Genomic DNA, 9,537 nt, shown 5'->3' with positions numbered 1-9,537 from the left:
CTGCAATAATCGTCCCCTTTAGCCTGCAGTGTTTCAGCTTCAGTAACCCATTTCTTAAACTCAGTGTTCTGATTTAAGATAGTTTTGGTCGCCTTACGCATGCTCTCCCTGATCACCATTGTGGCAGGACCTTGGGCCATAATTTTAATCAGATGATCTGGAAAGGCACCAAACATCTCTTCATTGAACAGCTCAAATAACATCTGACATGAATTATCAATAGTTTTATACAACATTATTCCCACCCTAACAGTTAGATTTCCATGAGCAGACAATATGACTATAATGAATTGGGTTTTAAATCAGGGTTAGAGATCCACCAGCAGCTTGATACAAAAGAAAAATTGTTCTGCGGGTGCCCCACAATACTTAGGGATCTAAAAGATTCTCATTTTGAGTTTTTCCGGTATCTTCGCCCTACACGTAGTGAAATGGGAGAGGTAGACAGTGCTGCTCTTGAAGAGGCCATGCTGACAAAGAAATTTGTATACAAGGCATACAATACTACCTGCCTGGTAGAAAATGATGAGGAACCGCCAAGGGAACTGAATCCTGAGGGGGTGGCCATTACGCTACAGATGGCCAAGCTCATGCACATGGATGTGTTTGATGAGGTACATACCATGCGTAAGATCGTAATAGACGGCTCAAATACCTCAGGATTCCAGCGCTCAGCTCTGGTATCGATAGGCGGATTCATAGAAACAACCCACAATAATGTGGGAATTAGCGTACTCTGCCTGGAAGAAGAAGCCGCCCAGAAGATAGAGGACAGGGGCGATAGCGTAGAATACTCCCTTGACAGACTGGGCATCCCGCTGGTGGAGATCGGCACCGATCCTGATATTGTCTCTCCAGCCCATGCAAGGGAAGTGGCAGAGCTATTAGGAATGCTGCTGCGCTCAACAGGAAGGGTGAAACGGGGCTTAGGTACCATCAGGCAGGATGTGAATGTCTCAATTGCCAGGGGTGCCCGGGTAGAGGTCAAAGGGGTACAGGCACTGGATCTGATCGAGACAATTCTTGAGCAGGAAGTGGAAAGACAGGTTAATCTGCTGGAGATCAAAGATGAACTGACCAGAAGGAATGCTACAGTTCCGGGTGAGATCATTGATGTCACTGATATATTTGCCCAATCCCAGTCCAAAGTGATTAAAAAAGCACTGAAGAAGGGTGCGGTGAAGGCAATAAACCTACCAGGTTTCGCAGGTCTTGTGGGCAGCGAAATACAACCTGGCCGCAGATTGGGCACAGAATTCTCTGACTATGCTAAAAAGTCAGGTGTTGGAGGTATATTCCATACTGATGAGCTGCCGGCATATGGTATCACTGACAAGGAAATTGAGACCCTGCGAAAGACCCTGGATGCCCATGATGAAGATTGTGTTGTAATGGTGGCTGACCTTGAAGATCGAGCCCACGGAGCCATGCAGATGGTAATAGAACGAGCCAGACTTGCCCTGGAAGCCATTCCGGAAGAGACCAGAAGGGCACTGCCAGACGGTAATTCAGCCTATATGCGGCCCTTACCCGGGGCAGCAAGAATGTACCCTGAGACCGATGTGCCGCCAGTGGTAGTGACCCGGGAAATGCGTGATGCAGTACAGTTACCTGAGCTGCTGCCCCGCCGTAAGGCCAGGTATATGGCAGATTTCGGCCTGAACGAAGAACTATCAGGCAGGATAGCTTATTCTACCGAGTTCACCTTGTTCGAGGAGATATTATCAAAGGTAGAGGGGATAAGTCCTACTCTGGTTGCCAGTACTCTTGTGGGCACATTGCCTGAACTCAGGCGGGAAGGAGTGGACATTAAGCAATTACAGGGCGACCATTTTCTACAGGTATTTGATTTAATTAATTCTGGTGATGTAGCCAAAGAAGGCCTGCCCGACCTGCTAAGGACACTATCAAAACAGCCTGATATCGGTGCGCAAGATGCCGCGACTGATCTGGGTTTGAGAGGGATGGATATGGACAGTATTGAACAAAAGGTGGATGAGATAATTGCCCAACGCCAGGATTTTATTGCCCAGCGGGGTTTGGGGGCAGTTGGGCCCTTAATGGGTGTGGTCATGAAAGAACTACGGGGCAGCGTTGACGGAAAAGTTCTAAGTACCATTATCAAAAAGAAAATCGAAGAACAATTTGGAACAGCTTAAATATTAAAAATAATAAGTGTATATTATGTATCTGGAAAGTTAACAATATAACGGATTATCGTTATATTTATGTATTGTATATATCTATCTATAACATCAAACTCAGGTATGGATTTTATTCGAAAGTCTGTAACTGCAGTATCTAACCTCTCACGGTTGTGTGTGGTAATTACGTTAAAATAATCAATACAATCTTTATTATTATTGGAGATGCGCTAAAGAATCATAAGAGGGAAAAGAAATGTCAGTTTTTATAGAAATAAAAGATTTATCAGTAGGATTTGATGGAGTCGATGTATTAAAGAATATCAATCTTACCATCAATGAAGGGGAATCCATTGGAATACTGGGGAAAAGCGGCGCAGGAAAATCAATTTTTATGCATGTCCTGCGAGGTGCTGAAGAGTTTAAAAACATGTCCGGGCAAGTGTTATATCACCTGAGCTACTGCGAAGCATGCAATTTAGTGGAAGCTCCAAGTAAAGTTGGTACACCATGCCGTAAATGTGGTGGCGAACTAAAACAAAAGACAGTAGATTTAGTAACTCTCCCAATACATGATCCGGTTAGAAAAGCCATAACCAGGCGAAATGCCATCATGCTCCAACGATCTTTTGCCTTGTATGGAGATGATAGGGTTATTGTGAATGTAATGAATGCTTTAACCGAGATTGGTGAAAAAGGCCCCGATGCTATACACAAGGCAGCAGACCTGCTTGACCAGGTACATCTTTCTCACCGTATGATGCATATTGCCCGCGAACTAAGTGGTGGAGAGAAACAAAGAGTTGTACTGGCCAGACAGCTTGTGAAAGACCCCATATTGCTTATTGCAGATGAACCCACAGGTACGCTGGATCCCAAAACTGCAAAATTAGTTCATGAAAGTATAATGGATGCTGTAAAAGAATACAACATGTCATTAATCATTACTTCTCACTGGCCTCACGTGGTAGAAGAGCTCTCTGACAAAGCTATTTTATTAGAAGATGGTGAAATTCTTGCTGAGGGAGACCCAAAAACGGTTTCTGCAAAATTCATGGAACAGGTCCAGGAGATTGAAAAAGGTGAGATTCAGATAGGTGAACCTCTGATCAAGGTCAGTAATCTTAAAATGAAATATTTCTCATTGGATCGAGGCGTTGTTAATGCAGTAGATGGTATTGATTTCGATGTGCTTGAAGGTGAGATTTTCGGACTGATCGGAGTTAGTGGTGCAGGCAAGACCACCACATCCAAGATCATTACTGGTCTTTTGCAGCCCACCGAGGGTGATGTCGATGTCAGGGTAGGAGATGAGTGGATAGACATGAAAGTGATGGGTGTGAACGGTAAAGGAAGGGCGACCAAATATATTGGAGTGCTGCATCAGGAATATAGTTTATACCCTCACCGAAACGTAATCGATAACCTTACCGATGCCATCGGACTTGAACTGCCTCATGAACTGGGTGAGAGAAAAGCCATATCTACATTGATCACTGCAGGTTTCACTGAGGGAAAAGCGCGGGATATCCTTTCAAAGATGCCAGATGAATTAAGTGAAGGGGAACGACACAGAACTGCAATGGCCCAGGTGCTAATGAAAGAACCCAGGATACTGGTCTTTGATGAACCCACAGGCACAATGGATCCTGTAACAAAGATCGAGGTTTCCAGATCAATACTTAATGCCAGGGAAACTCTTGGCGAGACTTTTGTTATTGTGTCCCATGATATGGACTTCGTTGCAGAAGTATGTGACAGGGCTGCTCTAATGAGATTAGGTAAGATCGTAGATATTGGTGAAACAGGTGATGTACTTAGCCGACTTACTCAAGAAGAACGTGAGGAGTCTCTCGAAGGGATATCAAAAGAATTATAATTCATTCATTTCATAAATTTAAAGTATTTAATCCATTGGCACCTATGATAAAATGGAGGAGAGATAGTGACCATCAATGTAGAAATAAATGATATCTCTGTAGATATTGAAGAAGGGGCCACACTTGGTGATATTGTTAACAAGACCAAAACCTCCTATATTTCGGGTGCGACTATTGGTATTGTTAAAGGTGGAGAACTGAAGGAAGAGCTGACCACCGAGTACAGTATAAGGACAAATAAGGGTGAATTTAAGATCGAAGTTGATCCTGATAAACCTGAATTCAAAAAAAAATGGGTTACTAATTTTATTGGAAAGGAATTACGGGCACATTGGTCAACACTCGACACCGTAGCTTTCGGACCGGTTGAAACAGACATTGAGCCTGATAAGAGCACTTTTGAATATCAGAGATATGACCTCATCTTTGGTACTGGTGGATACAATGCTAAAAATTCCTATGTTGTAATCTCAAAGGGTCGTCACACTGCATCCCACGGCTCACCTGCTGACGGCGGCGTGTTTGCGAAGGTGATAAGTGGTAAGAATATTGTTACACAACTGGACCAGGGGGATACGATCAACCAGATTGAATCAGTTATCAGGTGGGAAACCCTTACTGATAAGATTACCACCAGTGATTTGAATACACCTCTCGAAGATGGTATGAAGATATTCACATACTTTTCAGTTGATATGAAAAAAGAGGCTCCTCTGGGTGCTGAACATTTCATTGGACTTGTTCGTAAAGGATTATTCAAGGTGGATGACATTTCAAGTTCCTATTTGGTCAATGATATTTTAATAAGCGAGGACGTCGTATTTGAAAACCTGGATTCCCGTTCAGAAGGGAACATATCAGTGCGTACAGAAGGTGAGGGTTTGGGCCGGGTTTTCATTTCAAAAGAGGACCGGACAAGCAGCGCAGTCCATTCAATTGTGGGAACGATAACAAAGGGAGTGGAACTTGTCAAACTTGCTGAGAAAGGGAATAAACTTGAAGTAAGGGTCAATCCTCCCCAGGTAATGTTTTTAGGATTAACGATCGAACAGTCAAAAGCACTGGCAGAGGAAAGGGGGCTTACACTGGAGATCGATGGATATGATGGAGATGATGCCATTGTGGTTGAACAAATGCCTGAGACTACAATGCAAATAGTTGAAACAAAGCATGCTTCAGTATTATGTATCCCGCCCCAGTTGTTGATCCATATTAGATTCTATTATGATAAATCACCCACCACGGTTGAGTTCTTTAAACATGCTCTCAGGCTTAAACAAAGGCCATTAGGCCCACTTCCGGTCTATTTCAACTATGAGAACACAGTATTGTTCAAAACTATCAAAAGAGCAGAAAAATATAAAGAATTAATGCCTGAAAATACTCCTTCAGAAAAAGTGATGGCAGGCGAAGTGGGCGTAACAAACCAGGCATCAAAACAGTACGGTATTATCGGTGTAAAAACCATTGATGACAAACGATATGGACCAACAGGTGAGAAGTTCCATTGTACCAATATAATTGGAAAAGTTATGGATCCGGAAAAATTGGGGGATCTGAAACAGGGCGATATTATCTATGTTATTGAGGTGGAATAGATGGCCCGGGATGATATAATTAGCAAGATGATCGTACTGCACTCCACATTCACTCTCCCCAGCGACCTGGTTATCAAAATATATGAAAGTAAAGCTGATATTACAGTAAAAGAAACGTGTTTTGGGCTTATCATCGAGGGTAAGAGACAGGATGTAGATATGGTGGCTAAAGAGATCCGGGATCTGGACCCCAACAGGATATTTATTAAGGAAAGGGGTGTCCCACCCGGCGACCCACACAGGTGCAGGGCAGGACGGGGTGGGGGAGCGAAACCTGGGTTCCACCAGCATGAGATTGAATTTGAAATGTTACCATTTATTACAGAAGCATTAGAAGAGATCGAAAGAGGAGATGTAATTGAAATAAAAGTAAAACCGCCTCGTATTACTTTTGAATATCTCAAAAAGATCATTGAAGAAGAAGGCGCAAAAGAGGTTTAGATATGGTTAAAGTTTTCATTTACCCCAGCAACAGTCTGATATTATCCGATCTTGTGGATAGGTTTGGTCATGAACCTCTTGCAGTAATGCAGGAGATCGGAAAGAAGATCCGCACAGCAGGAATAGAAGTCCCACCAATCAATATTACACCTGAAGATCCTAAAAAGGGACTGAAATATGCCGCAGTAGAAGTTCCTTCAGGAGTCAGGGGCCGGATGTCACTGCTTGGTCCTCTTCTGGAAGAGGCAGAGGCAGCAATCATTGTAAAAGAACCAGATATCTCATTCGGATGCATGGGATGTGCCCGCACAAATGAACTGATCAACTTCCTGGTGAGGGCTAAAAAGGTGCCTCTACTGGAGTTGGATTATCCAAAAACACCAGACGATGTAAAAGATTTCGTGCACCTGATAAAGGAGTTCTTAGATAAACTTAGGGTAGGTGAGTGAAATGGCAACCGAAAAATTGGTTCGGATAGCTCAACTTTCCTGTGGCAGCGAATACAGCGGTATCCAGGAGGAGATCAATAAAGCTGCCAATCTTGTAGAAGCCGAGATTTTCTTCCCTGAGATTACGATCAAAGATGTTCAAAATGCTGAAGAAGAGTTCGGACTTCAGGTAGCCAGCCCAGATCTGAGACTTATGATGGCCAGGGCAAAAGCTATTGTAGAAGGTAAGACGCAAGCTGATGCGGTATTAATAGCTACTTGTTTTAGATGTGCTGAAGGTGCGTTGACACGCAATGAGATACGCAGGTACATTTATGAGAATTCGAAAATCCCTGTAATAAGTTATTCATTTACTGAAAGGACTGCCGCCGGTACCCTGCTCACCCGGCTGGAGGCATTAACAACAACAGCCAGGCGGCGCAGTTTGCTTGCCAGGGAAATTCAAGAAGGATTGACCGCTGGTATCGACTCAGGGTCAACAACCACGAAAGCTGTGATAATGAAGGACAATGAGATCATAGGCACAGGCTGGGTACCTACAATCAGGGTATTGGAAAGTGCCACGGAAGCGCTGGATCTGGCCATGAAAGAAGCAGGCGTCACCAGGGATGATATACAGGCCCTGGGTGTTACAGGCTATGGCAGGTTCCTGCTTGGCGATGAGTTCAATGCCGACCTGGTACAGGAAGAGATCACTATAAACTCAAAAGGTGCGGTCTATCTGGCTGATAAACAGCACGGTCCGGCAACTGTTATCGATATAGGGGGAATGGACAATAAGGCCATAGCTGTACAGGACGGCATCCCTGGTATGTTCACAATGGGAGGTATCTGTGCTGGTGCCTCAGGCCGGTTTTTGGATATGACTTCCAAACGTCTGGGTGTTGATATTACTGAACTTGGTGCACTTGCTGTTAAGGGAATGCAGAAAAACGTGGAGATGAACAGTTACTGTATCGTTTTTGGTATCCAGAGTCTGGTCAATTCACTGGCAAAAGGTTCAAATCCTGAGGACGTGGCTGCTGCAGCATGTTACAGTGTAGTTGAACAGGTGTTTGAGCAGCAACTCCAGGAAGTGGAGGTTATTGAACCATTGATCATGGTTGGTGGGTCGTCCTTAATAGAAGGAGTGCCAAAAGCCATGAAGGAGCTATTGAAGATAGATGTGCTGGTGCCTCCATATGCACAATATATTGGTGCTGTAGGTGCAGCACTTTTAGTTTCAGGATTTGTTAATAAGTAGCTTTGAGGAAGCATAGATGGACGAAGACGACTCAATTGTGGTGGAATCCCCTGAAGAAATCGGCGCTGAAGTCTATAAACGGGTGGTAGTGGATGTACTGTCCGATCTTTCACTGGGCAGGGTGGTAGAAAAGGTCAGGGTCTATATCGATGTAACCCAGCCCGTATTCATATTTGTAGGTTTGCGACGGATGGGACTTCCTTCCGTGCATCTCAAGGACTTTGCAGATGTGGGGATAGGTGAATATGGGAAACAAGAGGTGATAATTAATCTCAACAAAGAGACCTATATCTCTCAACTGCTCAATAAATTATGGGAACGGTACGGCAAGGGGAATATCAATCAAAAAGAACGTACCAAGATCATTGTGGAAACTGCCAATTACATGACTGAAGTGGATCTGCTAAAAGATATGGTCATTGATGAAAAGGTGCAGGAGATAAATAACAGGATAGTGGATGCCATGTTGAGGATCATCCCTGAAGGGTTCAGGGTCAGATATCATCAATTGACTGATGAGTATATTTTATTCGTGGCGTCTGAGGATCCTATCAAACAGGACTGGAAGGACAGGGCAGAGGCCATGCGGGATAAATTAGTGGAGGCTCACCATGCTTGAACCAATGATGTTTGAAGGTGGGGTACATAAACATAACCTGTTGGTGGAACTGGTAGAAGACCTGGGCGGCTTTATTCTCCAGAAGAACATAATGCAGACCGAGGTTATTATAATCATGCTGGTGCCTATTAAGGACATCGAGCTCGTTGAGAAAATGACCAAGAAACTACTGGGGGAATTAACACGTGCACCACTGTCAGGTACTGAGATCGCTGTGGTGGCCCCCACACTGGCATACCATCATCTTCCACATCCGGATTGCGATATTGCCGAGTTCCTGCGCCGCAAAGGGGCGAAGACCAATATGATCGGTCTTGCCCGGGGTGTTGGTTCCAGAACGTGCCAGATCTCACACGAGGAGAAGGAACTTATTAACGAGCATGATATGGCTGTATATATTTTCGGTAATTTCAAACATTGTATCACCGAAAGCAAGCCCAAGCTTTACCAGGATGTGGATATTCCTATTGTGGTCGTCGGGGCCCCTGAGATCAAAACCGAGGATGTTCCCTATTGCAGTGCCTATGTGAGGACACTGGGCCGGATCGCCCACCGTTTGCGAAAAGGCGATGAAATGCATGCCATGGACGAGGTAGTTAACGTGGTGGGTGAGATTATGGATGAGGAACGGGAAGCGATCAGTAAGGACCCACTGACCGTGATGCCGCCCAGGGTCAAAAAGGAGATCGAGGATCAGGTGCCCGAGATCAAAGATGTACTCTCTCCGCTACCCATTACATTGAAATTACGTGGTATGAAGATCAAGCTGGATTATGATGAGTTCCATGAGAAGGTGGGTGAAGTCTCCTTTGTTGAAGGGGTCAAGCTGAAGGATATTGCTATTATCAAACCCAGCAGGATGAAGAATTTTATCCTGGTGGATATTAAACCCAAGAGTGAGACCGGATTTGTGATCTGAGGTTCAGTAGCGATTCCATATCCTTTACAATATTCCCAGTCTCAGGGGTCCCGTCACTGTACCTGAGCCCTACTGAATTTAATTGGGCCAGGTCAACTTTGAATACTTAAATTTAACCGAAGATTTATGTAGATACACAGTACATACGCCAATATGGATTGCAGTTTGCTGCATAACAATCAATTAAATATTAACCGCCGATGAACGCGGGCGTGCCGAGCTAAGCTCATATTCGCCAGCTGGT

Annotated in this window: 9 protein-coding genes; 8 read left to right on the top strand and 1 reads right to left on the bottom strand. The window is 44.3% G+C overall.

Translation table 11 applies throughout. The annotated features are described in order from the left end of the window. On the bottom strand, positions 1 to 236 hold a 236-nt coding region (locus IBX40_08095), incomplete at its 3' end, for a hypothetical protein (protein MBE0524275.1). Between the two features lie 27 nt (positions 237 to 263). Between IBX40_08095 and gatE the strand changes: the two genes are divergently transcribed. From gatE to IBX40_08055, 8 genes are all read left to right on the top strand, one after another. After that, on the top strand, positions 264 to 2,159 hold the full coding sequence (gatE, locus tag IBX40_08090) for a Glu-tRNA(Gln) amidotransferase subunit GatE (protein ID MBE0524274.1): 1,896 nt from the start codon (positions 264 to 266) through the stop codon (positions 2,157 to 2,159). Positions 2,160 to 2,400: 241 nt separating this feature from the next. Further along, a complete protein-coding gene (gene atwA, locus IBX40_08085) occupies positions 2,401 to 4,023 on the top strand; it encodes a methyl coenzyme M reductase system, component A2 (protein ID MBE0524273.1) in 1,623 nt (540 codons plus the stop codon). Between the two features lie 66 nt (positions 4,024 to 4,089). Beyond that, positions 4,090 to 5,622 (top strand): methanogenesis marker 3 protein, encoded by a 1,533-nt coding sequence (locus tag IBX40_08080; protein ID MBE0524272.1) that lies wholly within the window; start codon positions 4,090 to 4,092, stop codon positions 5,620 to 5,622. Further along, positions 5,623 to 6,063: a methanogenesis marker 6 protein gene (locus IBX40_08075; GenBank protein MBE0524271.1), complete on the top strand. Its 441-nt coding sequence runs from the start codon at positions 5,623 to 5,625 to the stop codon at positions 6,061 to 6,063. A 2-nt stretch (positions 6,064 to 6,065) separates the two neighbouring features. Beyond that, positions 6,066 to 6,512 carry a methanogenesis marker 5 protein gene (locus IBX40_08070; GenBank protein ID MBE0524270.1) on the top strand — a complete coding sequence of 149 codons (447 nt, stop codon included), beginning with the start codon at positions 6,066 to 6,068 and terminating at the stop codon, positions 6,510 to 6,512. 1 nt (position 6,513) lies between these two features. Then, positions 6,514 to 7,755, top strand: coding sequence for a methanogenesis marker 15 protein (locus IBX40_08065; protein MBE0524269.1), 1,242 nt, complete (start codon positions 6,514 to 6,516; stop codon positions 7,753 to 7,755). A 16-nt stretch (positions 7,756 to 7,771) separates the two neighbouring features. Then, positions 7,772 to 8,374 carry a methanogenesis marker 17 protein gene (locus IBX40_08060; GenBank protein MBE0524268.1) on the top strand — a complete coding sequence of 201 codons (603 nt, stop codon included), beginning with the start codon at positions 7,772 to 7,774 and terminating at the stop codon, positions 8,372 to 8,374. Then, positions 8,367 to 9,293: a methanogenesis marker 7 protein gene (locus IBX40_08055; GenBank protein MBE0524267.1), complete on the top strand. Its 927-nt coding sequence runs from the start codon at positions 8,367 to 8,369 to the stop codon at positions 9,291 to 9,293. The genes IBX40_08060 and IBX40_08055 overlap by 8 nt, the downstream gene beginning before the upstream one ends. Positions 9,294 to 9,537: the final 244 nt, after the last annotated feature.

The organism is Methanosarcinales archaeon (assembly GCA_014859725.1).
Lineage (GTDB): Archaea > Halobacteriota > Methanosarcinia > Methanosarcinales > Methanocomedenaceae > Kmv04.
Note: the sequence above shows the minus strand (reverse complement) of the source record. Positions and strands in the feature narration are given on the sequence as shown.

What these genes read in the sequence shown, in the direction of transcription:
- IBX40_08060 (MBE0524268.1), top strand. Translation starts at nt 7,772, where the DNA reads ATGGACGAAGACGACTCAATTGTGGTGGAATCCCCTGAAGAAATCGGC.
- IBX40_08055 (MBE0524267.1), top strand. Translation starts at nt 8,367, where the DNA reads ATGCTTGAACCAATGATGTTTGAAGGTGGGGTACATAAACATAACCTG.
- atwA (MBE0524273.1), top strand. Translation starts at nt 2,401, where the DNA reads ATGTCAGTTTTTATAGAAATAAAAGATTTATCAGTAGGATTTGATGGA.
- IBX40_08070 (MBE0524270.1), top strand. Translation starts at nt 6,066, where the DNA reads ATGGTTAAAGTTTTCATTTACCCCAGCAACAGTCTGATATTATCCGAT.
- IBX40_08065 (MBE0524269.1), top strand. Translation starts at nt 6,514, where the DNA reads ATGGCAACCGAAAAATTGGTTCGGATAGCTCAACTTTCCTGTGGCAGC.
- IBX40_08075 (MBE0524271.1), top strand. Translation starts at nt 5,623, where the DNA reads ATGGCCCGGGATGATATAATTAGCAAGATGATCGTACTGCACTCCACA.
- gatE (MBE0524274.1), top strand. Translation starts at nt 264, where the DNA reads ATGAGCAGACAATATGACTATAATGAATTGGGTTTTAAATCAGGGTTA.